Genomic DNA, 23,102 nt, shown 5'->3' on the forward strand with positions numbered 1-23,102 from the left:
CGTTCGGTTCCTCACCCGGACCGGCCACCTGGTCCACTTCCCGACCCCTCACGCTCCCTCACGCATGGAAACGCGCCGGGCGGCCCGGCACCAAGGGCCAATTCGGGGTCAGTGGCCCGCTCCGCCGCCGTTCGCCCGGTCCGCGAGGACCGGTGGCGGCTCGTCGTCCATCTCGAAGGCGAGCGGGAAGGGCGCGTGCCCGGCGAGCCGGAACCAGCGCACCGTGCGGTGCCGCCGCAGCGCCCGCGCCGCGCGCACGGCGTCGTTGTGGAAGCGCCGGGCCATGGGCACCCGGCGCACCGCGGCGGTCAGCTCGGCCGCCGACTCCTCCCCGCCGGGCACCGCCCGCACGGCGTCCACCTGCCCGGCCTCGGCGAACACGGCCCGCAGCGCCTGGCTGAGGTCGCTCTCGGCGACCTCGCGCTGATCCTCGGGGGCCTGCCGGGCGTCGTGCGCGGTCTGGTAGAGCACCATCGAGGCGGCCGGGTCGAAGACCTCGGCGGTGGCCAGCTCCTGGGCGACGGAGGCCCGGCGCAGGAGCTGGGCGTCCAGCGCGGCCCGTGCCGCGTCGATGCGCGCGTGCAGCCGGTCGAGCCGGCCCGCGGTCCAGCTGAGGTAGAGGCCGGCCAGCACCAGCGCGACGGTGATCCAGATGAGCCAGGAGAGCGGGGTCACGGCAGGCCACAGTACTGGAGCGGCGCCGCCCCTCAGACCCCGGTCGGGCTGGACCTCCCGCGCAGCCGGGCGAACGGCCGGAACGGGCGCTCGTCGGCCGCGACGGCGCCTGCGCCCTCGGCGACGGTCTCGTAGACGGCGAGGATGTCCGCACCGACCGTGGACCAGTCGAACCGGCGCACGTGCCGGACGGCCCGCTCCCGCAGGTCCGCGCGGCGGCCGGGATCGCCGAGCAGCGCCGCGGCGGACTCCGCGAGGGCGGCGGCGTCCTCGTTGCCGAACATCTGCCCCGCCGCGCCGCCGTCCAGGACCTGCGCGAACGCGTCGAGGTCGCTGGCGAGCACCGGGGCGCCCGCGGACATGGCCTCGACGAGGATGATGCCGAAGCTCTCCCCGCCGGTGTTGGGGGCGACGTACACGTCCACGCTGCGCAGCAGCCGCGCCTTGTCCTCGTCGCTGACCATGCCGAGGAACTCCACGCGGTCGCGCAGCGCGGCCGGCAGCGGGGCGACGGCCTCCTTCTCGTCCCCGCGCCCCGCCACGAGCAGCCGGGTCTGCGGGCGGCGCTCCAGGATCGCGGGGAGCGCCCGCATCAGCACGGGCAGCCCCTTGCGCGGCTCGTCGATGCGGCCGACGAAGCCGATGGTGCCGCCCTGCCACTCGGCCCGGGGCTCCGCGTCCGCGAAGAAGCCGACGTCCACGCCGTTGGGGATGACCACCGCGTCGCCTCCCAGGTGCTCCACCAGGGTGCGCCGCGCGTACTCGCTCACCGCGATCCGGGCACTGATCTTCTCCAGCGCGGGCTGGAGGATCGGGTAGGCGGCCACCATGGCCCGCGAACGCGGGTTGGAGGTGTGGAACGTCGCCACGATGGGGCCGCGCGCCGACCAGCACGCCAGGAGGGCCAGGGAGGGCGCGGCGGGCTCGTGGACGTGCAGCACGTCGAAGTCGCCGTCGTTCACCCAGCGGCGCACGCGGGTGGCGGAGAGCACGCCGAAGCTCAGCCGCGCCACCGAGCCGTTGTACGGCACCGGCAGGGCCCGCCCGGCGGAGACGACGTAGGGGGGCAGGGGCGTGTCGTCGTCGGAGGGTGCCAGCACGGACACCTCGTGCCCGAGCCGGATCAGGTGCTCGGCCAGGTCCCTGATGTGGAACTGCACGCCTCCGGGCACGTCCCAGGAGTACGGGCAGACGATGCCGATCCTCATGCCCGGCCCACCTCCGCGCGCCCGCCGGCGGGGCGCGGCGCGAGGTCGGCCGTCCACAGCCGTTGCAGCATGTGCCAGTCCTCGGGGTGGGCGGCGATGCCCTCGGCGAACGCGTCCGCGACGGCCTGGGTCATGACGGCGGACTTCTCCGCCCTGGTGCCGGTCTCCGGCACCTCCACGGGCGCGTGCACCCGCCCCTTGAGCACCGGGGTGTCGTCGAACCACAGGCTGGCGGGCAGCAGCAGGGCACCCGTCTGCTGGGCCAGCAGGGCCGGTCCCTGCGGCATGCGGGCGCTCTCGCCGAAGAACCTCACCTCCACGCCGGAGGCGGACAGGTCCCGGTCGGCGACCAGCGCGACGAGCCCGCCCGCGCGCAGCCGCCGGGCGAGCTTCCCGAAGGCGGCCCCGCCGTCGTGCGGCAGCACCTCCATGCCGAGCGACTCCCGGTAGGCGACGAACCGGTCGTAGAGGCTCTCCGGCTTCAGCCGTTCGGCGACGGTGGTGAGCGGCAGGCCCAGGTGGGTGGTGGCCCAGGCCCCCGCCAGGTCCCAGTTGGCCATGTGCGGCAGGGCGAGGACCACACCGCGTCCGCCGGCGAGGGTGCCGGTCAGCCGGTCGATGTCGGTCACCTCGACGCTGTCCGCGATGCGCTCCCGGCTCCACGCGGGCAGCCGGAAGGACTCCATCCAGTAGCGCAGGTAGGAGCGCATGCCCGCGCGGGACAGCTCCGCGAGGCGCTGCGGCGAGGCGTCGGGCACGACGCGCGCGAGGTTGGCCTCCAGCCGCCGCACCCCGGCGCCGCGCCGCTTCCACGCGGTGTCCGCGACGCGCCGTCCCAGCGCGGCGGCGGCGGGGTCGGGCAGCCGCTTCACGGCGGCCCAGCCCAGTCCGTACAGCCCGTCGGCGATCCGTTCCCTCACGCGCCCCTCCCCTGTTCGGCCCCGTTGCCGGCCGCCTCGTGCCGGGCGGGTCCGCCGGCGCCGGGCGCCTGCCCCGGCCGTCCGGCGCCCGCCCCGTCCGCTTCCCCGGCCTCCCTGCGCACGGTGACCACGCGCTGGACGAGGGTGACGAGGCTGCCCACCGCCACCACCCACAGCGCGACCGGCAGCAGCACGCCGACGTGCGGCACCCCGAACGTCTCGAAACCGGCGATTCCGGTGAGGACGAGGGTGATCACCAGCCGCTCGGCCCGCTCGACGAGCCCGTTGACGTCCACCGGCAGCCCGATGCTCTCCCCGCGCGCCTTGGTGTACGAGACGACCTGGCCGCTGGCGAGGCAGAAGACGGCCAGCGCGCACAGCAGGACGCTGTCCCCCGCACCGGCGTACCACAGCGCGAGGCCGCCGAAGACGGCCGCGTCCGCGACCCGGTCGAGCGTGGAGTCCAGGAAGGCGCCCCAGCGGCTGGAGCGGCCGGCCTGGCGGGCCATGTTGCCGTCCACCAGGTCGGAGAAGACGAACAGCGCGATGGTGACCGTGCCCCAGAAGAACTCGCCGAGGGGGAAGAAGACGAGCGCCCCGGCCACGACGCCGGCCGTCCCGACCAGGGTGACGGCGTCCGGACTCACCCCCAGGCGCAGCAGCAGCGCGGCGAACGGGGTGAGGACACGCGTGAAGAACGCACGCGCGTACTTGTTCAGCATGGCCGTCCCGGGGAGTCGATGCGGGCCAGGCGGCGCCTGATGCCACCGGCGGGCCCCATCGTAGCCACGTACCGCCGCCGCCCTCGCGCGCAGGCGCCCCGGCCGGGCGGATGCGGGAAGCTGCCGGGGTCCGGCGCCGATCCCCGCTACCCTGACGGGGCGGCAGATGTTTCGCCGCCCGCCGGAGCCGGGAACGGACCCCGGCGGGGTCGTGGACGCGAGTGGGGGTGGGCCCAGACGATGGCAGGGTTCGACGACCGACGGCAGTCCCTCGAGGTGGACTTCAGCTCCGGTGCGCAGATACCGCTGGCCGGGGGCTCGGGCCAGACGGCCGCCACCCAGGCGCTGGCCTCCGCCGCCTACCGGGACGGGCCGGTCTCCGACCTCGTCGCCATCAACGACGAGACGAAGGTCAAGAGCCCCAAGCTGTCCCTGTTCGAGCCGAACCTCGGCGAGGCGTTCGCCCGAGCCGTGCAGGTGCGCATGCTCGGCGGCGGCCGCAAGCCGCTGATCCAGTCCTTCGGCGCGGACCCGCTCACCGTCGCGGACCACTGCCTGGCGGCCTCCCGCATCCGCAAGGCGCGGGACGTGCAGCTCACCATCGTCATGGTGCTGTTCGGCATCCTGTTCCTGCCGGGTGTCCTGCTGTGGCTGGCCGGGTTCCAGCTGCGCCGCACGCTGGCCGGGGTGCAGAGCCGGCTGACCTCCGGCGGAGCCGTGGCGAACGTGGCCAAGGTGGTGGGCTTCGCCAAGCTGGCCAAGCTGACCGGTGCGGCGAGCATGGTGGGCCTGCTCGCGCTCCTCGGGCTGGCCGCGCTCGTCTTCGCGGGCGCCGTCCTGCTGCCCGCGGGCGGGCTGCTCCTGCTCTACCTGCTGGCCATGCCGGTCGCGCCGATCATCGGCTGGCTGTGGGCCAAGCGCATCTGCGAGCGCTACGCCAAGGACCTGCGGGGGTTCTGGTCGGCGCTGCTGGGCGGCGGCGGGGTCGGCGCGCGCATCCCCGAGGCCGTCCCGCAGGACCCGAACGACGAGGGCGCCAGGAAGCTGCGGGAGGCGCTGATCCAGGTCGCCGCCGAGCAGAACAGCAACGTCGTCTTCTACGCGGGCCCCAAGGGCATACTCGGGATGGGCACCCGCTGGGGGAGCTGGCACCTCGCCGAGGAGCTGACGCCCGCCAAGGGCGTGGACGACATCAACCCGTTCCGCAGCTGGGACGTCGTGCGCGCCATCGAGGACCGGCTGCGGATGCTGGAGCGCACCCCGCTGCACACCGGCGGGTTCCCGAAGCCGTCGATACGGCACTGGATCGTCGCACCGGTCGGCGAGGGCGCCAAGGACGTCTCCCGGCCCGGCGGGCAGGTGGTGGACTCCTACACGGTCAAGGACTTCGAGGTCCAGCGCATCTGCAACGAGCAGCAGTTCGGCAGCGGGAACCGGCACTACCTGGGTGTGCAGTTCGTGCTGTGGGACGGGCAGCTCGTCCTCACCATGATGATCACCGTGACGGTGCTGCACCACACGCTGCGCATCGAGGTGACCGGGCACGCGCTCGGCCCGGTGCACGGGCTGTTCACGACGAAGCCCTCGCCGAAGGAGAAGGAGGTCGCCCGGCACATCAAGTTCTGGGAGACCAAGAAGGTGCCGCTGCCCCTGGTGGAGGCCAAGGAGGTGGTGCGGCTGACCGCCCGCGCGCCGCTGACCTGGTTCCCGCCGGTGCTGGACTTCTTCGGCGGCAAGGTCTCGCTGCCCGAGCCGTTCGGACTGCGGCACACCTGGGCCGCGCCCCCCTGGCGGCACCGCTTCATGGCCGACGACGCCCTGCGGGCGGCCACCCCGGTGCTGCGCGTCGTGCACGCCGCGGCCCTCAAGGTGCTGGAGGACAACGGCGTGGACACCGAACGGTTCGGCAACCGCTCGCAGTTCCTCAGCGGGCAGGTGCAGGCGCACGTCCCCAACAAGGCCGACGAGTACCTGTAGCCGGACCCGCTAGCCGGACCGCGGACGCCGGCGGGGCGTCAGCCGCGGCTCGCCGGGGGCCAGACCTCGGCGAGCATGCGGCGGGTGTCGGCGAGCAGCTGCGGCAGCACGCGGGTGTGCCCGACGACGGGCATGAAGTTGGTGTCGCCGCCCCAGCGCGGTACGACGTGCTGGTGCAGGTGCGCCGCGATGCCCGCGCCGGCCGCCGTCCCCTGGTTGAGGCCGATGTTGAAGCCGTGCGCGCCGGAGGCGGCCCGCAGCGCGGTCATGGCCTGCTTGGTGAACTCGGCCAGCTCGGCCGTCTCCTCGTCGGTGAGGCCGGTGTAGTCGGCGACGTGCCGGTAGGGCACCGACATGAGGTGGCCGCCGGTGTAGGGGTAGAGGTTGAGCACGGCGTAGACGTGGCGCCCGCGGGCCAGGATGAGCCCGTCCTCGTCGCTCTTGTCCGGGATGCGGCAGAACGGGCAGCCGTCCTCGGCCCGCGGGCCGGACGGCTTGTTCTCCCCCTGGATGTACGCCATCCGGTGCGGCGTCCACAGACGCTGGAAGGCGTCCGGCGCTCCGACCCCGATCTGCTGCTCCGGCTCGCTGCTCATGCGGATCAGCATATGGCGTGGCCCGCCGCCCGTGCGTCGCCGGGGCGGCCGGGGCACGCCGGAGGGAGCCGGGCCCCGGGAGGGGCGGCACCGCCCGGGTGCGGTCCGTGCGGCGGTCCGCACCCGGGCGGTGCCGTCAGACCTGGACGCGGCGCTCGACGGCGTCGGCGATCTCCGCGAGCGCCTGCTCGCGCGGGATGCCGTTCTTCTGCGAACCGTCGCGGTAGCGGAAGCTCACCGCCCCGGCCGCGATGTCCTCGTCCCCGGCGATGACCATGAAGGGCACCTTGGCGCGCTGAGCGTTCCTGATCTTCTTCTGCATCCGGTCGGAGGAGGCGTCCACCTCCACGCGCAGCCCCCGCTTCCTGGCCTCGGCGGCGAACTCCCCGAGGTAGGGCACGTGGTCGTCGCCGATCGGGATGCCGACCGCCTGCACCGGGGCCAGCCAGGCCGGGAAGGCGCCCGCGTAGTGTTCGAGCAGCACCGCGAAGAACCGCTCGATCGAGCCGAACAGCGCACGGTGGATCATGACGGGACGCTGCCGCGACCCGTCGGCCGCCGTGTACTCCAGGTCGAAGCGCTCGGGCAGGTTGAAGTCGACCTGGATGGTGCTCATCTGCCAGGTGCGGCCGATGGCGTCCCGGGCCTGGACGGAGATCTTGGGGCCGTAGAACGCCGCGCCGCCCGGGTCCATGACGAGTTCCAGGCCCTGCTTCCCGGCGGCCTGGCGCAGCGCCTCGGTGGCCTCCTCCCAGTTCTCGTCCGAGCCGATGGACTTCTCGGGGTCCTTGGTGGACAGCTCCAGGTAGAAGTCCGTGAGGCCGTAGTCGCGCAGGAGGTTCAGCACGAAGGTGAGCAGCGAGTCCAGCTCGCCGGCCATCTGGTCGCGGGTGCAGTAGATGTGCGCGTCGTCCTGGGTGAAGCCGCGGGCGCGGGTCAGGCCGTGCACGACCCCCGATTTCTCGTACCGGTAGACGGTGCCGAACTCGAACATGCGCAGCGGCAGCTCGCGGTAGGACCGCCCGCGGGCGTCGAAGATCAGGTTGTGCATGGGGCAGTTCATGGGCTTCAGGTAGTAGTCCTGGCCCTCGTCGAGCTGCATGGGCGGGTACATGCCGTCGGCGTACCAGTCCAGGTGCCCGGACTTCTCGAAGAGCTGCCCCTTGGTGGCGTGCGGGGTGTAGACGAACTCGTAGCCCGCCTCCTCGTGCCGCCTGCGCGAGTAGTCCTCCATGGCGCGCCGGATGACGCCGCCCCGGGGGTGGAAGACGGCCAGGCCCGAACCGATGTCCTCCGGGATGGAGAAGAGGTCAAGCTCGGCGCCGAGCTTGCGGTGGTCGCGCTTCTCGGCCTCCGCGAGGAACTCCAGGTGCGCCTTCAGCTCGTCCCGGCTCGGCCACGCGGTGCCGTAGATGCGCTGGAGCTGCTTGTTCTTCTCGCTGCCGCGCCAGTAGGCGGCGGCGGTGCGCATCAGCTTGAACGCGGGGATGACGCGGGTGGTGGGCAGGTGCGGACCCCGGCAGAGGTCCTTCCAGCACAGCTCGCCGGTCTTGGCGTCGAGGTTGTCGTAGATGGTCAGCTCACCGGCGCCCACCTCGGCTCCGGCGCCCTCGGCGGCCTCGGCGGCCGAGCCCTTGAGGCCGATCAGCTCCAGCTTGTACGGCTCGCCGGCCAGTTCCTCGCGTGCGTCCTCGTCGGTGGTGACGCGGCGGGAGAAGCGCTGCCCGCGCTTGACGATCTCCTGCATCTTCTTCTCGATGCGCTTGAGGTCCTCCGGGTGGAAGGGCTCGGCGACGTCGAAGTCGTAGTAGAAGCCGTCCCTGACCGGCGGTCCGATGCCGAGCTTGGCCTCGGGGAACAGCTCCTGCACGGCCTGGGCCATGACGTGGGCGGTGGAGTGCCGCAGGATGTCCAGGCCGTCGGGGCTGGAGATGAGGACGGGCTCGACCACCTCGCCGTCGGCCGGCGCGTAGGCGAGGTCCTTGAGCTGTCCGCCCACCCGGACGGCGACGACGGCGCGCTCGCCGTCGAAGAGGGCGGCGGCCGTAGTGCCCGTGGTCACCACGCGTTCTTCCCGCTCGGAATCGCGCTGGACGGTCACACGGACATCGGACACCGGATCTCTCCTGACTCATGCCGGGATGCGCGGGGCGGGTGCCGGGCGCAGCTGGAATCGTACCGAGCCCGGCCCTGCGGGCGCGAAGCGGTCGCCCGCCCCGGGAGCCGCGGCGCCCGGCGGCCGGGGCGGCGGGCGCCGGGCCCGCCACGGCCCGTCCGCGCGGGGTGGGCCGGGTACGCGAAAGGCCGGTCCGCGGGTGCCGGACCGGCCTGCTGGGGTGGGCGATACTGGGTTCGAACCAGTGACCTCTTCGGTGTGAACGAAGCGCTCTCCCACTGAGCTAATCGCCCCCTGTGCCCTGCGGCACGGAGAGAACCATACAGCGCCGGTGGTGGTTCGCCAAAACGTGGCGGGGCCGTCCGGCGGCACCCGCGGACCCGGCCGCCCGGGGCCGGGCGAGGCGCGGGCCAGGGCCCGCAAACGCCACCGGGCCCGGAGTTCACGCCTCCGGGCCCGGTGCACGCGGTGGGCGATACTGGGTTCGAACCAGTGACCTCTTCGGTGTGAACGAAGCGCTCTCCCACTGAGCTAATCGCCCGCGGTGCGACGCCCACATTACCGCATGCCACAGCGCCCGATGACCATGGATTGCCACCCCCCCCCGGCGTCCCGGCCGCCGCACCCGGGGGCGGGACGACACGCGGGCCGCGGGTGAGCGTTCACCGGGACGGACGTATGACCGCAAGTGCCGATCCGCTGTACGAACGACTTGCGGAGGAACAAACCGGTCAGAGGGGTTTACAACCGGCCGGTAGGTGGCATGTCGATTTCGCCGACGTGCGAACCCCCGAGCGCACACTGAGCGAAAGGCCCTGGCGCTTATGAACACCACGGTCAGCTGCGAGCTGCACCTGCGCCTCGTTGTGTCGAGCGAGTCCTCCCTGCCTGTACCCGCGGGCCTCCGGTATGACACGGCCGACCCCTACGCCGTGCATGCCACCTTCCACACCGGTGCCGAGGAGACCGTCGAGTGGGTTTTCGCCCGCGATCTCCTCGCCGAGGGGCTGCACCGCCCCACGGGCACCGGAGACGTCCGTGTCTGGCCCTCCCGAAGCCACGGGCAGGGCGTCGTCTGCATCGCCCTCAGTTCCCCCGAGGGCGAAGCGCTGCTGGAGGCCCCCGCGCGGGCTCTGGAGTCGTTCCTCAAGCGGACCGACGCGGCGGTGCCCCCGGGCACCGAACACCGTCACTTCGACCTCGACACCGAGCTCTCGCACATCCTCGCCGAGAGCTGAAGACCTCCGGTTCCCCGTGCCGTCCGACTCGGGGCGACGGCACGGGGCCGGGGCCCGCGCGGTACGCCGGTGCCGCCGCCACGCGCCGTCGTGGCGGCGGCACCGGTGCGCCGGGACCGGCTAGAGTCTCCGGGCACGACGCACCGCTCCCACGCCCCGCCGATGGCGCACCATGGGAGCGGAGACGACACCGGCCTGGGGAGCGACCGACCGTGCTGATCAACCACGACACCCGGTATGCGCTCGACGCCGTGGTCGACCTGCTCAACACCAGGGCGGACGACGGGACGCCCGACACGCTCACCGACCTCGAAGCCCTGGCGGGTTACGTGCGGCGCAACGCCTTCAGCGGGGTGAGCGACCTGACCGACGGTGACCTGCTGGCCGTGCGGCGGGTGCGCGAGCAGTTCGCGCAGGTCTTCGCGGCCGCCGACCAGCGCAGCGCGGCGGACCTGGTGAACGCGCTGGTCGCCGACGCCGGCACGACGCCGCAGCTCACCGACCACGACGGCTACGACTGGCACGTGCACTACTTCGCGCCGGGCGCCTCCGTCGCCGACCACCTGGCGGCGGACGGGGGCATGGCCCTCGGCTTCCTCCTCGTCGCCGGGGAGCGGGAGCGGCTGCGCCGCTGCGCCGCGCCGGACTGCCGGCGGGCGTTCATCGACCTGTCCCGCAACCGCTCGCGCCGCTACTGCGACAGCCGCACCTGCGGCAACCGGCTGCACGTGGCGGCCTACCGGGCCCGGCAGCGGGAGTCGGCGGGCAACTGACCGCCGCCCCGGCTCACCGGGCCCCGGCTCACAGCGGGAACAGCTCACAGCAGGAACAGGTCGTGCACCGCGGTGATCAGGAGCAGGACGCCGATCACCGCGAGGAAGAGCATCAGCGGCGGCTGGGAGAGGGCGAACAGGCAGCCGCGCGGCTCGGCGTCCGGGTGCGGGGTGTCCGCGGCGGCGTGCGCGCCGGTGCGGCGGGGCGGGGCGTGCGGGGCGGGGCCCGGTGGGTCGTGCGGCATCTCGCCGCGATGATGGCGCAGTCAGCCGGCCCGCCGGGGCCAAAACGCCCGAACGGGCGCGGAGTTCATCAGATCCCGTGTTTTTTCAGGATGTCCTCGATCTCCGAGAAGTCCTCGCCCCCGCTCTCCTTCCCGGCCTGGCCCCTCGACACCGCGGGACGTCCGGCGGCGGGCGGCGGCGCCGGACGGCCCCGGCCGGCGTCCGCGGCGGCGGGACCGCCGCGCCGGGCGGTTCGGGAGGCCGCCAGCCGGCCGGCGGCGTACAGCACCACCGCCGAGGCGAGGATGCCGAAGCCCGCCCACACCTGCGGGTCGAGCACCAGGGCGCCGGCCCACGAGCCGATCGCCCGGCCGATCCGTCCGGCCAGGGCGAGCAGCCCGGACAGGGCCAGGCCCAGGGGCAGGAGGGACACGGCGGCGAGGCGGGCGGCGGCGGAGAAGCGGCGGCGCCAGGCCAGCGCGGTGGACGCGGCGAGCCCGACGGCGGTCAGTGCGGCGCAGACGGTCACGGTGAGCATGCCTCCATCCTGCACCGCTCGGCGTCGGCGGGGCCACGTCCGGCTGACAGACTGGCCCCATGACCGACACCTCCGCCTCCCCCGCCCCGGCCGTGCTGGACACGTGGTTCGACCTCCAGTGCCCCGACTGCCACACCGCGCTCACCGACGTCGACCTGCTGCGGCAGCGGTACGGGCGGGCGCTGGAGGTGCGGCTGCGGCACTTCCCGCTCGCCCGGCACCGGCACGCCTACGCGGCGGCGCAGGCGGCCGAGGAGGCGTACGCCCAGGGCCGGGGCGAGGACTACGTGCGGGCGCTGCTCGCCCGCACGGCCGAGCTGGGCGAGCGCGGCGAGCCGGTGCTGCCCGGCATCGCCCGCGACCTCGGGCTGGACGCGGACGAGGTGGAGCTGGCGCTCATCGACGGGCGGCACCTGCTGGCGGTGGACGCGGACGAGGCCGAGGGGCGGGCGCTCGGGGTCACCGGCACCCCGACGTACGTCATCGGCGGCGAGCGGCTGGACGGCGGCGCGAGCCAGGAGGGGCTGCGCGAGCGCGTGGCGGCCGTCGCGGACCGCCTGCTCGGCGCCTCCGCGCCCTGACCCGCGCAGGCGCCTCGCCAGCGCCTCGCCGGCGCCTCGCCGGGTCCGCGGCGAGGCCTGCGCGGGGCCGGGGCGGGGCCGGGGCGTGCGTCACCACAGCGGCTTGGTCAGGAAGATCCGGGCGGGGCGGTAGCCGAGCGCGTCGTACAGCCCGCGGGCGGGTGCGTTGTCGGCGAAGACGTTGAGCGCCAGCGACCGCGCCCCGGCGGCCAGGCACTCGCGCTCGGCCAGGAGCAGCAGGGTGCGCCCGTGCCCCCGCCCCCGGTGCTCCCGCGCCACCCGCACGTCGTAGACGTAGCCGCCGCCCGCGTCCCCGGCGGCGGGACGGGCGCCGGGCAGGGCCAGCCACAGGGTGCCCACGTCCGTGCCCGCGTGGGAGAGCACCTGCAGGGCGGTGCCCGGTGTGGCGGCGCCCCCGGGCAGCAGCGTGGCGTGGTCCCGCTCGGCCTTCGCCGCCGCCTCGGCGGCGGGCAGGCCGTGGCGGACCCAGGTGCGGGCGTACTCCGCGCGCACCGGGCCGAGCCAGGCGGTGAAGTCGGTGTCCGACATCGGGCGGACCGTGCTGCCCCCGGGCAGCGGGGGCGGGCCGGATGCCTCGCCACCGAGTTCCTTGACGAGGTGGCGGTTGCTCTCGGTGTAGCCGAGGGCCCCGGCGAGCCGCAGCGCGCCGCCGGCTCCGGCGGGGACCGCCACGTCGGCCCGGCGGCAGCCCCAGCCGCGCAGCACCTCCTCGGCGGCGAGCGCGGCCACCGTCGCCCGGCCCCGGCGCCGGTCGGGCTCGTGCACCGTGAGCGCGTCGATGGAGCCCGCCCCGGCCGGCGCCGGGCGGGCGGTGAGCCGCAGGGTGCCGACGGGCCGGCTGTTGTCACAGATCGCGTACGTGCGGGAGCGGCCGCCGTCGGCCTGCCGCTCCTCCGGGCCGGTGGGGCGCAGCGTGGTCGTCATCGGGGGTACCTACCCCGGGCGCGGCGCCGCCGCACGGGCGCCCGGCGGTGCTCAGGGGTCGATGTCGGCACCCGCGCGCTCCTGGAAGGTGCGCATCGCGTCGGCGGTGACCGGGCCCGGGGCGCCGGGCAGGTCCCGCCCGTCGATCCGGCGGACGGCCTGGACGTCGCGCAGCGAGGAGGTCAGGAAGACCTCCTCGGCGCGCTCCAGCACGTCGAGCGGCAGGTCGGTCTCCTTGGCTCCGGTCCACTCCAGGACGAGGGCGCGGGTGACGCCGGCCAGGCAGCCGGAGGCCAGCGGCGGGGTGTGCAGCTCGCCGTCCAGGACGACGAAGACGTTGGAGCCGGTGCCCTCGCACAGCTGACCGGTGCTGTTGCCGAACAGCGCCTCGGTGGCGGCCTGGCGGCGGGCCTGGGCCAGGGCGACGACGTTCTCGGCGTAGGAGGTGGTCTTGAGGCCGGTGACGGCGCCCCGCTCGTTGCGCGTCCAGGGGACGGTGACGACGGCGGTGGTGTCCGGGCGCCGGACGGCCTCGCCGACGGCGACCACCAGCGTGGGCCCGGCCTCGCCCCGGTCGGAGCCGAGCGGGGACGGGCCGCCGGTGTAGGTGACGCGCAGGCGGCCGAACGCGACCGGGTGGGCCTCAAGGACGGCCGCGCAGGCCCGCCGCACCTCGTCCCCGTCGGGCTCGGGCAGCCCGAGGCCGCGCGCGGAGCGGGCCAGGCGCTCCAGGTGGCGGGTGAGCGCGAAGGGGCGGCCCGCGACGGCCTTGAGCGTCTCGAAGACGCCGTCGCCGACCGTCAGTCCGTGGTCGAAGACCGACACCCGCGCGCTGTCGGCGTCGCGCAGCTTCCCGTCCAGCCAGATCAGCGTCACGTCCTGCCTCCGGTTCCCGCCTGTCGGTGCACCCCCGACGCTACCGTGAGGAGCCGGGACGCCTTCAGTTCGGTCTCCGCCCATTCCCGGTCCGGGTCCGAGCCCCAGGTGATCCCGGCACCGGTGCCGAAGCGCAGCGCGGGGCCGCCGGGGGCGGTGCGGTCGGTCCAGAAGGTGCGGATGCCGACGGCCAGCTCGCCGGTGCCCCGGTCGGCGTCCACCCAGCCGACGGCGCCGCAGTACGGGCCGCGCGGCACGGGTTCCAGGGCGCGGATGATGCCGAGCGCGCTGGCCTTGGGCGCGCCGGTCACCGAGCCGGGCGGGAAGGTGCCCGCCAGCAGTTCGGCCCAGCCCGCGCCGTCGGCCAGTTCGCCGCGGACGGTGGAGACCAGGTGGACCAGGCCCGGGTGCGGCTCGACGGCGCACAGCGCGGGCACGGTGACGCTGCCGGGGGCGCACACCCGTCCCAGGTCGTTGCGGACCAGGTCGACGATCATGACGTTCTCGGCGTGGTCCTTCTCCAGCAGGTCGGCCGCGGTGCGTCCGGTGCCCTTGATCGGACCGGAGGTCACCGTGCGCCCGGACCGGCGCAGGTACAGCTCGGGTGAGGCGGTGGCGACCTCGACGCCGTGCGCGGGCAGCCGCACGGTGCCGGCGTAGGGCGCGGGGTTGCCGCGGGCCAGCAGCGCGGCGAGGCCGTCGATGTCGGCGGTGTCCGGGGCGGGCAGCGGTGCGGTCAGCACGCGGCAGAGGTTGGCCTGGTAGACCTCGCCCGCCGCGATGTGCGCGCGGATGCGCCGCACCCCCGCGACGTAGCCGTCCCGGTCCAGCGAGGACGTCCAGGCGCCGGGGGCGGGACCGTGCCACTGGGCGGCGGCGCGGGCGCGCGGCGGGGCGGGGCGGACGTCACCGAACCGGGCGCACAGGGGCCGTCCCTCGAAGTCGGCGACGACCGCCCACCAGCCGCTGGAGTCCAGCGCCCGAGGGTCGTGGGTCACGTCGCGCAGGTCGGAGGCGACGAGGCCTCCGAAGCGGGCGAGAGGGGCGGAATCGAGCACAGGAGCGAGTCTAGGACGGGCACGCTGGGTGAACGGAATTTGAGCTGGCCCGGGAATCAGCTAAAGTTCAACACGTCGCCGGACCGCTTGAGCGGGCCGGAGGGCAGTGCGGACGTGGCTCAGTTGGTAGAGCATCACCTTGCCAAGGTGAGGGTCGCGAGTTCGAATCTCGTCGTCCGCTCGGAACAGTGGGGGCCCAGCCGGTCCCGCACTCACTCCTGGTGGAGTGGCCGAGAGGCGAGGCAACGGCCTGCAAAGCCGTCTACACGGGTTCAAATCCCGTCTCCACCTCCATGGACGATTAGCTCAGCGGGAGAGCGCTTCCCTGACACGGAAGAGGTCACTGGTTCAATCCCAGTATCGTCCACTGGTCCGCTTCGGACCTTCCCGCGCGATTAGCTCAGCGGGAGAGCGCTTCCCTGACACGGAAGAGGTCACTGGTTCAATCCCAGTATCGCGCACGCGGTTCCCGGCGGCGCCGGGCTCCCATGGACGATTAGCTCAGCGGGAGAGCGCTTCCCTGACACGGAAGAGGTCACTGGTTCAATCCCAGTATCGTCCACCACAGGCAAGGCCCCGACCCACGTGGTCGGGGCCTTGTCCGCGTCCGGGCCCGGTCCGTGTCTCCTGCCCGCCCCCCGGCGGGAGGCGGGCAGCGCGAAGCCCGGGCAGCTCGATGGCTGCCCGGGCTTACGTGCCGTCCGTCGCACCCCCGTCCCCACGGGGTTGTACGGCCAGGAAACCCCAGCCCCGGGCCGCTCTCCCGGGCCTGGCTCGCGCCTCAGCGCTCCAGCATTCCCGCCACGGACGACGCATGGTCCAGCACGGCGTCCACGCCGCCGAAGACGACGGCGAGGAGCACGGCCAGCGGCAGGACCATGGCGGCGGCCACCAGAGGGTGCCGCGTCCCCGGCGTACGGCCGCCCGCGCCGGCCGGCCGTACGGCGAAGCCGCCGGGCCGCGTCCGCGCGGTCGTCCGTGCTGCCGGGTACGCCATGGTTCCTGCTCCTGTCGTGTGTGTCCGAAGGCGGCGGGTGGATGACCTCGGGGGACGAGTTCCTCACCCGCCGCTTGTCCACCACCGTAGGCGGGCGGGCACCCCCCGGGCGTCATGCCCGCGTACCGAGTCAGGGGCATCCCGCAGGAGGACACCGCACCCGCCCGCGTAGTCCCCAGGGTGGAGAGGGACACCGGCCGTCCCCGGGTCCTCCCGGAAGGGGCGGGGGAACACCGCAGGCCAGGCGGGTGACGTCGGTCACCCCGCACCCGGGGCCCCGCGGCCGCTCAAGGGCCGCCCACGGCCCCCGGCCGCCCGGCGCGGACGGCGCCCCGGTTCGCGGCGGCGGCCGGTCCGCACCTGCTGGTGCGTCAGGTCCCGGAAACGGCCTGGTGGTTGGCGGGCCCGGCCCCCGGCGCCGTCCCCGGCCGGGGCCGGGGACGGCGGACTCCCGGCGGGCCAGGGGCCGCTGACAAACCGTCGGCGCCGCGTGCGCGGCCTTGCGGCGCACGGCGGCACCAGTCCGTAAGCTGTCACCGTCAGCAGCGACGGGCACGCGGGGCCTCCCCACCGGAGGTCGGGGAAGGACATGACGATGATGCGGCTCCGACGTGAGGACCCGCGAGTCGTCGGGTCGTTCAGGCTCCACCGGCGGCTCGGCGCGGGCGGCATGGGCGTGGTGTACCTGGGCTCCGACCGGCGCGGGCAGCGCGTGGCGCTCAAGGTGATCCGCCCGGACCTCGCCGAGGACCAGGAGTTCCGCTCCCGCTTCGCCCGCGAGGTGTCGGCGGCCCGGCGCATCCGCGGCGGCTGCACCGCCCGCCTGGTGGCGGCCGACCTGGAGGCGGAGCGTCCCTGGTTCGCCACCCAGTACGTGCCCGGCCCCTCGCTGCACGACAAGGTGCACGAGGGCGGGCCGCTGCCGCCCGCGCAGGTGGCCGCCGTCGGCGCGGCGCTGGCCGAGGGGCTGGTGGCGGTGCACGAGGCCGGTGTGGTGCACCGCGACCTGAAGCCGTCCAACATCCTGCTGTCCCCCAAGGGGCCGCGCATCATCGACTTCGGCATCGCCTGGGCCACCGGGGCGAGCACGCTCACCCACGTGGGGACGGCGGTGGGCTCCCCCGGTTTCCTCGCGCCGGAGCAGGTGCGGGGCGCGGCTGTGACCCCGGCCACCGACGTCTTCTCGCTCGGGGCGACCCTGGCGTACGCGGCGACCGGTGATTCCCCCTTCGGGCAGGGCAGTTCCGAGGTGATGCTCTACCGCGTCGTGCACGAGGAGGCGCAGCTCCACCTGGTGCCGCCGGCGCTGGCGCCCATCGTGCATGCGTGCCTGGCCAAGTCCGCCGAGGAGCGGCCCACCACCTTGCAACTGTCGCTACGGCTCAAGGAGATCGCCGCCCGCGAGGCCCGCGGGCTGCCGGAGCCGGGAGCGCCGGTGCCGCGCCCGGCCGCGCGGCACGCCGCCGAGCCGGTGCGGCAGCGCCCCGGCGGGCCCGTGCCGCGTCCGGCGCCCCGGCAGGGCGCGGCGACGGCGCCCCGGCCCGCGGGCGCGGTGCCGACGGGCCCGGCGTCCGGTGCCGCCGCGGGGGCGGAGCCGTCCGGGCCGCCCGCTGGACGGCGCGGCCGGGCGCCGGGCACGCCGCCGCCCCGGGCAGTGCCACGGCCCGCGAACGGTGAGGGCAGGCGGTCCGCCGGTTCCGGCGCCCGGCGTCCCGCCCGCCCGGGGCCGGGCCGCGACGGCCGTCCCCCGCACCGGCCGTCGCGCCCGGCGCGCAGGCCGCGGGACGACGCCGGCCGCAGGCTGCTGCGGCAGCGGCTGGTGGTGTTCGTGACGGTCACCGTGCTCGTGGCGCTCGGTATCGCGGCGGCCCAGGGCTGCCAGGGCCCCGCGGACCGCGCGTCGGCTCCCCCCGCCGGCGGGGGCGCGGCGGCGGCTCCCGTCCGGGCCGGGTGACGCGCCGGCGCGCCGGTGACGGGGCACGGCGCGCCGCCCGCCCGGGCCCGTGCGGTGCGGCCGCGTTCCTCGCTACGGCCGCATCGCGTGGAAGGCGACGGCCGCGGCGGCGCCCACGTTGAGCGAGTCCACCCCGTGGGCCATCGGGATGCGGGTGCGGGTGTCGGCGGCCCGCAGGGCGCGGGCACTGAGCCCGTCGCCTTCGGCGCCCAGCATGACGGCCGCCCGCTTGGGGCGGCGGGCCACGACCTCGTCCAGCGGCACGGCCCCGGCGTCCGGGGTGAGCGCCAGCAGTTCGAACCCGGCGGCGCGCAGCGCGTCGAGGCCGTCCGGCCAGGCGTCGAACCGGGCGTACGGCACGGCGAAGACGGCGCCCATGGACACCTTGACCGCGCGCCGGTAGAGCGGGTCGGCGCAGTCCGGGGAGAGCAGGACGGCGTCCATGCCCAGCGCGGCGGCGCTGCGGAAGATCGCGCCGACGTTCGTGTGGTCGTTGACGGATTCGAGCACGACGACCCGGCGGGCCGCCGGGAGCAGGCCGGCCGGGGCCGGGAGGGGCAGCCGTCCCATGGAGGCCAGGGCGCCGCGGTGCACGTGGTATCCGGTGACGCGCTCGGCCAGCTCCGGGCTGACGACGTGCACGGGGGCGGCCGTCCGCGCGATGACGTCGTGCATGGTGTCCAGCCACTTGGCCGACAGCAGCATCGAGCGCATCGGGTAGCCCGCGTGCAGGGCGCGCCGGATGACCTTGTCGCCCTCGGCGATGAACAGGCCCTCGGCCGGTTCGCGGCGGCGTCGCAGCTCCACGTCGGTGAGGCCGGTGTAGTCGCGCAGCCGGGGGTCGTCCGCGTCCTCGACGGTGACGGGCTCAGCCACGGGAGCGCCCCGGCGCGAGCGGCCCGACGGCCACGACGTCGCCGACGACGACGACCGCGGGCGGACGCACGCCCTCCCGGCGCACGGTCTCCTCGACGGTGGCGAGCGTGGCGTCGACGCGGCGCTGCGCGGCGGTCGTGCCCTCCTGGACGACGGCCACCGGCGTGTGAGCGTCCCGCCCGTGGGCGACGAGGGTCCGCGCGATCGCGCCGACGCGTTCGACGGCCATGAGCAGGACGAGGGTGCCGCGCAGGGCGGCCAGCGCCTTCCAGTCCACGAGGGAACGCTCGTCGTCGGGGGCCACGTGCCCGCTGACGACGGTGAACTCGTGCGCCACACCCCGGTGGGTGACCGGGACGCCGGCGGCTCCCGGCACGCTGATGGAGCTGGAGATGCCGGGCACGACGGTCACGGGCACCCCGGCCGCCGTCAGCGCCTCGACCTCCTCCATGCCACGCCCGAAGACGTACGGATCGCCGCCCTTGAGCCGCACGACGGACTTCCCGGCCTTCGCGTGCTCCACGAGCGCGTGGTTGATGGCCTCCTGCGCCATGAACCGGCCGTAGGGGATCTTCGCGGCGTCGATGACCTCGACGTGCGGGGGCAGCTCGTCGAGCAGGTCACGGGGGCCGAGCCGGTCGGCGATGACCACGTCGGCCTCCGCCAGCAGGCGGCGGCCGCGCACGGTGATCAGGTCCGGGTCCCCCGGGCCGCCGCCGACGAGCGCCACCCCGGCGGTGCGGGCCCGGTGCTGGGGGGCGACGAGGGTGCCGTCGCGCAGCCCCGCCACCACGGCGTCCCGTACGGCGGCCGAGCGGCGCGGGTCGCGGCCGGTGAGGACGGCCACCGTGACGCCCTCGCTGCGCCCGGTGGCGGGTGTCCAGGCGGTGGCCGCCTCGGCGTCGTCGCTGCGCACGCACCACACGCGCCGGGCCTCGGCCTCGGCGGAGGCCGCCGCGTTGGCCGCCGCGTCGCTGGTGGCGATGAGCGCGTACCAGGCGCCCGCCAGGTCGCCGTCCCGGTAGGCGCGGCGCTGCCAGCGCAGCTCACCGGCCTCGGCCATGGCCTCCACCGACGGGGTGGCGGCGGGCGCGACGAGTTCGATGTCCGCCCCCGCGGCCACCAGCGCGGGCAGCCGCCGCTGGGCGACCGTGCCGCCGCCGAGCACGACCACGCGGCGTCCGGCCAGCCGCAGTCCGACGGGGTAGGCGGGGGTGTCGGGCATGGCGGTGCGGCTCCTCGGGGAAGGGTGGTGAGCCGCTGCGGCGGTGGAGCGGCGGGCGTGCTGGTCTCGCTGCATCGTAGACGGGCGCCGGGACGGCGCGCGGGGTCAGCTCTTCTCGGTGACACCTGCCGCGTCGAAGGTCGCCACCTCGTGCATCGCGCGGGCCGCGCTCTGCACGACGGGCAGCGCGAGCAGGGCTCCCGTGCCCTCGCCGAGCCGCAGGTCGAGGTCGACCAGCGGGCGCAGTCCCAGCTTGGTGAGGGCCGCGACGTGCCCGGGCTCGGCGCTGCGGTGGCCCGCGATGCACGCCGCCAGCGCCTCGGGGGCGATGGCCCGCGCGACGAGGGCCGCCGCTCCGGCGCTCACGCCGTCCAGGACCACGGGGGTGCGCAGCGAGGCGCCGCCGAGGATGAACCCGACGAGCGCGGCGTGCTCCAGGCCGCCGACGGCGGTCAGGACACCGATCGGGTCGGCCGGGTCCGGCTGGTGCAGTTCCAGGACGCGGCGGACGACGTCGACCTTGTGCGCGTGCGTCTCGTCGCTGATTCCGGTGCCCCGGCCGGTGACCTCGGCCGGGTCGGCGCCGGTGAAGACGGAGATGAGCGCGGCCGAGACGGTGGTGTTGGCGATGCCCATCTCACCGGTGAGCAGGGCCTTGTTGCCCGCCGTGACCAGGTCGCGCGCCGTCTCGATGCCGACCTCGATGGCCCGCAGCGCCTCCTCGCGCGTCATGGCGGGAGCGGTGGAGACGTCGGCGGTGCCGGGCCGCACCTTGCGCGGCAGCAGGCCGGGGGTGCCGGGCAGCTCGCACGCCACGCCGACGTCCACCACGCACACCTCCGCGCCGACCTGGTTCGCGAAGGCGTTGCAGACCGCGCCGCCGTTCAGGAAGTTGGCGACCATCTGCGCCGTCACCTCCTGCGGCCAGGCGGTGACGCCCTGGGCGTGGACGCCGTGGTCCCCGGCGAAGACGGCCACGGCGGCGGGTTCGGGGACCGGCGGCGGGCACCGCCGGGCCAGCCCGCTGAGCTGCGCGGAGATGATCTCCAGCATGCCGAGGGCGCCGGACGGCTTGGTCATGCGCTTCTGGCGCTCCCACGCCTCCCCGAGGGCCTTGGCGTCCAGCGGGCGGATGCCCGCGAGCGTCTCGCCCAGCAGGTCGCTCGGTTCGGCTCCGGGCAGCACGCGCCGTCCGTAGGACTCCTCGTGCACGACCCAGGACAGGGGACGCCGCCTGGACCAGCCGGAGCGCACGAGTTCCGGCTCGTCGGGGAAGGAGTCCACGTAGCCGACGCACAGGTAGGCGACGACCTCCAGGTGCTCGGGCAGGTCGAGTGCGCCGACCAGCTCCCGCTCGTCGAAGAAGCTGACCCAGCCGACGCCCAGGCCCTCGGCGCGGGCGGCGAGCCAGAGGTTCTCCACCGCGAGGGCCGAGGAGTACGGGGCCATCTGCGGCTGGGTGTGGCGGCCCAGGGTGTGGCGGCCGCCGCGCGTCGGGTCGGCGGTCACGACGATGTTCACCGGGGTGTCGAGGATGGCCTCGACCTTGAGCTGCCGGAACTGCTTGGCGCGGGCGCGCGGCAGGGACCGCGCGTACGCCTCGCGCTGACGGGTGGCCAGCTCGTGCATGGCGCGGCGCGTCTCCTCGGAGCGGAGGATGACGAAGTCCCAGGGCTGGGAGTGGCCGACGCTCGGTGCGGTGTGGGCCGCCTCCAGGACGCGCAGCAGCACCTCGTGCGGGATGGGGTCGGGCCGGAACCCGTTGCGGACGTCGCGCCGCTCGCGCATCGCCCGGTGCAGGGCCTCCCGCTCGGCGTCCGGGTAGCCGGGTGCCGGAGGGGTGGCCGGGACGGCGCGGGGCGCGGGCCCGGGCTCCGGATCGGCGGCCGGTTCCCCCGGAGGGAGCCCCGGGTGCGGGGCGGCGGCGTCGGCGGCCGCCGGTCCGGCGGCGGGCCGCGGTTCCGACGGGCCGGGCGCGGGGGCGTCGTCCGGACCGTCCTGCGGCTCCGGCTGGAGCCCGGGTTCCGGCCGCGGGCCGACCGGCTCCGCACCGGCCGCGGGTCCGGCCGCCGGTCCGGGCTCGGGCGCCGGTGCGGGCTCGGGCGCGGTTCCGGCGTGCGGGGGTTCCCCCACGTGCGGCAGCTCCGCGGGCCGCGGCTCCTCCACGTGCGGGGGCTGCGGCGCGACCTGCTCCGGCGCGGGCGGCGGCTCGGGGGCGGCGGCCGGTTCCGGGCCGCCCTCCGGCGCGGCGGGACCCGCCTCCGCGGCCACCGGGCCGCCCGGCTCCGCCGCCAGGGGCGCGGCCGGTTCCCCGGCCGCCTCCGGCGCACCCGGCGCGGCCGCGTCCACGGCGCCCGGCGCCACCTCCGCGAAGCCAGCCCCGGACACATCCGGAACACCCGGCTCCACAACTGGCCCGGCAACCGGTTCCGCGACCGGCACGGCAACCGGCTCCACGACCGGTTCACCACCCGGCTCCCCAGCCACTCCGGCACCCGGTTCCGTCCCACCGGGCGCGCCCGGTTCCACGACCGGCTCAGCCACCGGGGCCGTCCCGGCGGCCACCGGCTCCGCAACGCCCCCGGACACCGGCTCCGCAACGCCCTCAGCCACCGGCTCCGCGACGCCCCCGGCGTCCGGCCCAGCAGCCTCGGCGCCCGGTTCCGCGAGACCGCCGGCCACCGGCCCGGCGGGCTCCGCGACCGGTGCCTGCGGGGACCAGGCGCCCGGCTGCGGAGGCAGCGCGGCGTACTGCTCGGTGCCTGCGGCGACCGGCCCGGCCGTCTCAGCGACCGGCCCGGCGCTCCCGGGCACGGGCCCGCCGCCACCGGCGGCCTGCTCGGCGCCGACGGCGGACGGCTGCCCGGCGCCGCTGGGCCCGGCCGACTCGCCGTGGTTCCGCGACGGCGTCTCCCCGTATCCCTGGCCGTCCCCGGCAGGGTGGGCGGCGGCACCCGCGTGCCCGGCCGCGCCGACGGCCTGTCCGGTGTCCCCGGCGGCCTGCCCGGCGCCGTGACCGGCCGCCGGGACGCCGTCGGAACGGCCCGGCTCCGCCCGCCACCCGCCGCCCGCCGTCGCGGCGTCCGCCGGCTGCGCGGGGCCCGCCTGCGGGCTCGGGCCGCGGTCGGCCAGCGACCGGACGGCGTTGGACTGTTCGGGCACGGGCGGGCCGAGGTGCAGCGGGCGGCGCGGCGCGCTCCCCGGCTGGGCGGCGTTCTGCTCCGGCGCGCCGTTCGGCGCGGCGTCGCCGGGCGCACCGGCTGCGGCGCCTTCGGGGCCGTAGGCGCCGTACGCGGCGGAGCCGTGGCCGTCCGTCCCCGTCGGCGCGGGGTACTGCGCGCCGGTGGGGACGGGCCGGGCCGGGGCCGGGTGGGCGGACTCCGTCCAGGCCCCCTGCGCGGCGGGCATCAGCAGCAGGTCGTCCTCGTCGCTCGCCGCACCGCCGGTGGCCGGGTCCGCGTAGGCGTACGCGCCCGGGGCCGGCGCGTCCGGCCCTCCGGGCTGTGCGCCTGCGTTCTCCGGCTGCCCCTCGCCCGGGACCTGGCCGGTGTCAGTCATGCGTACCCCTCGCCATCGGTAGTGCTCCTTCGAGTCCCGGTGGG

At 75.7% G+C, this 23,102-nt stretch carries 20 protein-coding genes and 7 tRNA genes; 10 read left to right on the top strand and 17 right to left on the bottom strand.

Annotated features, from left to right (window positions below):
- Positions 1–108: 108 nt before the first annotated feature.
- Genes V1J52_RS12995 through pgsA form a run of 4 tightly spaced genes read right to left on the bottom strand, consistent with a single transcriptional unit; the run spans position 109 to position 3,525 of the window.
- Complete coding sequence (locus V1J52_RS12995) at positions 109–675, bottom strand: hypothetical protein (RefSeq protein WP_330139889.1); 567 nt, start codon at positions 673–675, stop codon at positions 109–111.
- Positions 676–707: 32 nt separating this feature from the next.
- Positions 708–1,883, bottom strand: a complete 1,176-nt coding sequence (locus tag V1J52_RS13000) for a glycosyltransferase family 4 protein (protein WP_330139890.1) — start codon at positions 1,881–1,883, stop codon at positions 708–710.
- Complete coding sequence (locus V1J52_RS13005; RefSeq protein ID WP_330139891.1) at positions 1,880–2,803, bottom strand: phosphatidylinositol mannoside acyltransferase; 924 nt, start codon at positions 2,801–2,803, stop codon at positions 1,880–1,882. The genes V1J52_RS13000 and V1J52_RS13005 overlap by 4 nt, the downstream gene beginning before the upstream one ends.
- A complete protein-coding gene (gene pgsA, locus V1J52_RS13010) occupies positions 2,800–3,525 on the bottom strand; it encodes a phosphatidylinositol phosphate synthase (protein ID WP_330139892.1) in 726 nt (241 codons plus the stop codon). The genes V1J52_RS13005 and pgsA overlap by 4 nt, the downstream gene beginning before the upstream one ends.
- A gap of 240 nt (positions 3,526–3,765) precedes the next feature.
- Here pgsA and V1J52_RS13015 point away from each other — a divergent pair, with 240 nt between their 5' ends.
- The gene (locus tag V1J52_RS13015) at positions 3,766–5,502 is read left to right on the top strand and encodes an AbeC-like domain-containing protein (protein WP_330139893.1); all 1,737 of its coding nucleotides are present in this window, start codon (positions 3,766–3,768) and stop codon (positions 5,500–5,502) included.
- A gap of 38 nt (positions 5,503–5,540) precedes the next feature.
- Here V1J52_RS13015 and V1J52_RS13020 read toward each other — a convergent pair whose 3' ends face one another.
- The 4 genes from V1J52_RS13020 to V1J52_RS13035 all read right to left on the bottom strand — a co-directional run bounded on the left by V1J52_RS13020 (position 5,541) and on the right by V1J52_RS13035 (position 8,755).
- The gene (locus V1J52_RS13020; RefSeq protein WP_330139894.1) at positions 5,541–6,110 is read right to left on the bottom strand and encodes an HIT family protein; all 570 of its coding nucleotides are present in this window, start codon (positions 6,108–6,110) and stop codon (positions 5,541–5,543) included.
- 124 nt (positions 6,111–6,234) lie between these two features.
- Positions 6,235–8,214 (bottom strand): threonine--tRNA ligase, encoded by a 1,980-nt coding sequence (gene thrS / locus V1J52_RS13025; protein WP_330139895.1) that lies wholly within the window; start codon positions 8,212–8,214, stop codon positions 6,235–6,237.
- 221 nt (positions 8,215–8,435) lie between these two features.
- A tRNA-Val gene (locus V1J52_RS13030) sits at positions 8,436–8,507 on the bottom strand.
- 176 nt (positions 8,508–8,683) lie between these two features.
- Positions 8,684–8,755: transfer RNA gene (locus tag V1J52_RS13035), tRNA-Val, on the bottom strand.
- A 283-nt stretch (positions 8,756–9,038) separates the two neighbouring features.
- Between V1J52_RS13035 and V1J52_RS13040 the strand changes: the two genes are divergently transcribed.
- Together V1J52_RS13040 and V1J52_RS13045 are read left to right on the top strand one after the other, a co-directional pair.
- Positions 9,039–9,452: an SsgA family sporulation/cell division regulator gene (locus V1J52_RS13040; RefSeq protein WP_003959770.1), complete on the top strand. Its 414-nt coding sequence runs from the start codon at positions 9,039–9,041 to the stop codon at positions 9,450–9,452.
- Between the two features lie 212 nt (positions 9,453–9,664).
- On the top strand, positions 9,665–10,225 hold the full coding sequence (locus V1J52_RS13045) for a CGNR zinc finger domain-containing protein (protein WP_330139896.1): 561 nt from the start codon (positions 9,665–9,667) through the stop codon (positions 10,223–10,225).
- Between the two features lie 44 nt (positions 10,226–10,269).
- On the opposite strand, the gene V1J52_RS13050 is transcribed toward V1J52_RS13045, so the two are convergent.
- Both V1J52_RS13050 and V1J52_RS13055 read right to left on the bottom strand, forming a co-directional pair.
- Entirely contained in the window at positions 10,270–10,470 is a 201-nt protein-coding gene (locus tag V1J52_RS13050) for a hypothetical protein (protein WP_330139897.1), read from the bottom strand.
- Positions 10,471–10,538: 68 nt separating this feature from the next.
- Positions 10,539–10,988 carry a hypothetical protein gene (locus tag V1J52_RS13055; RefSeq protein WP_330139898.1) on the bottom strand — a complete coding sequence of 150 codons (450 nt, stop codon included), beginning with the start codon at positions 10,986–10,988 and terminating at the stop codon, positions 10,539–10,541.
- A gap of 59 nt (positions 10,989–11,047) precedes the next feature.
- Here V1J52_RS13055 and V1J52_RS13060 point away from each other — a divergent pair, with 59 nt between their 5' ends.
- Entirely contained in the window at positions 11,048–11,569 is a 522-nt protein-coding gene (locus V1J52_RS13060) for a DsbA family protein (RefSeq protein ID WP_330139899.1), read from the top strand.
- 90 nt (positions 11,570–11,659) lie between these two features.
- Here the strand turns inward: V1J52_RS13060 and V1J52_RS13065 are convergent, their stop codons facing one another.
- The 3 genes from V1J52_RS13065 to V1J52_RS13075 are packed head-to-tail and all read right to left on the bottom strand — an operon-like array spanning position 11,660 to position 14,448.
- A complete protein-coding gene (locus tag V1J52_RS13065; protein ID WP_330139900.1) occupies positions 11,660–12,514 on the bottom strand; it encodes a GNAT family N-acetyltransferase in 855 nt (284 codons plus the stop codon).
- Between the two features lie 51 nt (positions 12,515–12,565).
- Entirely contained in the window at positions 12,566–13,384 is an 819-nt protein-coding gene (locus tag V1J52_RS13070; protein WP_330140109.1) for an aminotransferase class IV, read from the bottom strand.
- Between the two features lie 2 nt (positions 13,385–13,386).
- Positions 13,387–14,448: a chorismate-binding protein gene (locus V1J52_RS13075; RefSeq protein ID WP_330139901.1), complete on the bottom strand. Its 1,062-nt coding sequence runs from the start codon at positions 14,446–14,448 to the stop codon at positions 13,387–13,389.
- Between the two features lie 108 nt (positions 14,449–14,556).
- Here V1J52_RS13075 and V1J52_RS13080 point away from each other — a divergent pair.
- From V1J52_RS13080 to V1J52_RS13100, 5 genes are all read left to right on the top strand, one after another.
- Positions 14,557–14,629: transfer RNA gene (locus tag V1J52_RS13080), tRNA-Gly, on the top strand.
- Positions 14,630–14,668: 39 nt separating this feature from the next.
- Positions 14,669–14,742, top strand: a tRNA-Cys gene (locus V1J52_RS13085).
- Position 14,743: 1 nt separating this feature from the next.
- A tRNA-Val gene (locus tag V1J52_RS13090) sits at positions 14,744–14,815 on the top strand.
- A gap of 22 nt (positions 14,816–14,837) precedes the next feature.
- Positions 14,838–14,909 (top strand) — tRNA-Val (locus V1J52_RS13095).
- 29 nt (positions 14,910–14,938) lie between these two features.
- Positions 14,939–15,013 (top strand) — tRNA-Val (locus V1J52_RS13100).
- A 216-nt stretch (positions 15,014–15,229) separates the two neighbouring features.
- Here the strand turns inward: V1J52_RS13100 and V1J52_RS13105 are convergent.
- Complete coding sequence (locus tag V1J52_RS13105; protein WP_330139902.1) at positions 15,230–15,445, bottom strand: hypothetical protein; 216 nt, start codon at positions 15,443–15,445, stop codon at positions 15,230–15,232.
- A gap of 589 nt (positions 15,446–16,034) precedes the next feature.
- Between V1J52_RS13105 and V1J52_RS13110 the strand changes: the two genes are divergently transcribed.
- Positions 16,035–17,399 carry a serine/threonine protein kinase gene (locus tag V1J52_RS13110; protein ID WP_330139903.1) on the top strand — a complete coding sequence of 455 codons (1,365 nt, stop codon included), beginning with the start codon at positions 16,035–16,037 and terminating at the stop codon, positions 17,397–17,399.
- Positions 17,400–17,471: 72 nt separating this feature from the next.
- Here the strand turns inward: V1J52_RS13110 and V1J52_RS13115 are convergent, their stop codons facing one another.
- From V1J52_RS13115 to cobT, 3 genes are all read right to left on the bottom strand, one after another.
- The gene (locus tag V1J52_RS13115; RefSeq protein WP_330139904.1) at positions 17,472–18,275 is read right to left on the bottom strand and encodes a TrmH family RNA methyltransferase; all 804 of its coding nucleotides are present in this window, start codon (positions 18,273–18,275) and stop codon (positions 17,472–17,474) included.
- Entirely contained in the window at positions 18,268–19,500 is a 1,233-nt protein-coding gene (cobA, locus tag V1J52_RS13120) for a uroporphyrinogen-III C-methyltransferase (protein WP_330139905.1), read from the bottom strand. Before cobA ends, V1J52_RS13115 begins: the two co-directional genes overlap by 8 nt.
- Before the next feature lie 105 nt (positions 19,501–19,605).
- Positions 19,606–23,058 (bottom strand): nicotinate-nucleotide--dimethylbenzimidazole phosphoribosyltransferase, encoded by a 3,453-nt coding sequence (cobT, locus tag V1J52_RS13125; RefSeq protein ID WP_330139906.1) that lies wholly within the window; start codon positions 23,056–23,058, stop codon positions 19,606–19,608.
- Positions 23,059–23,102 lie beyond the last annotated feature (44 nt).

This window comes from Streptomyces solitudinis (assembly GCF_036323765.1).
Classification (GTDB): domain Bacteria; phylum Actinomycetota; class Actinomycetes; order Streptomycetales; family Streptomycetaceae; genus Streptomyces.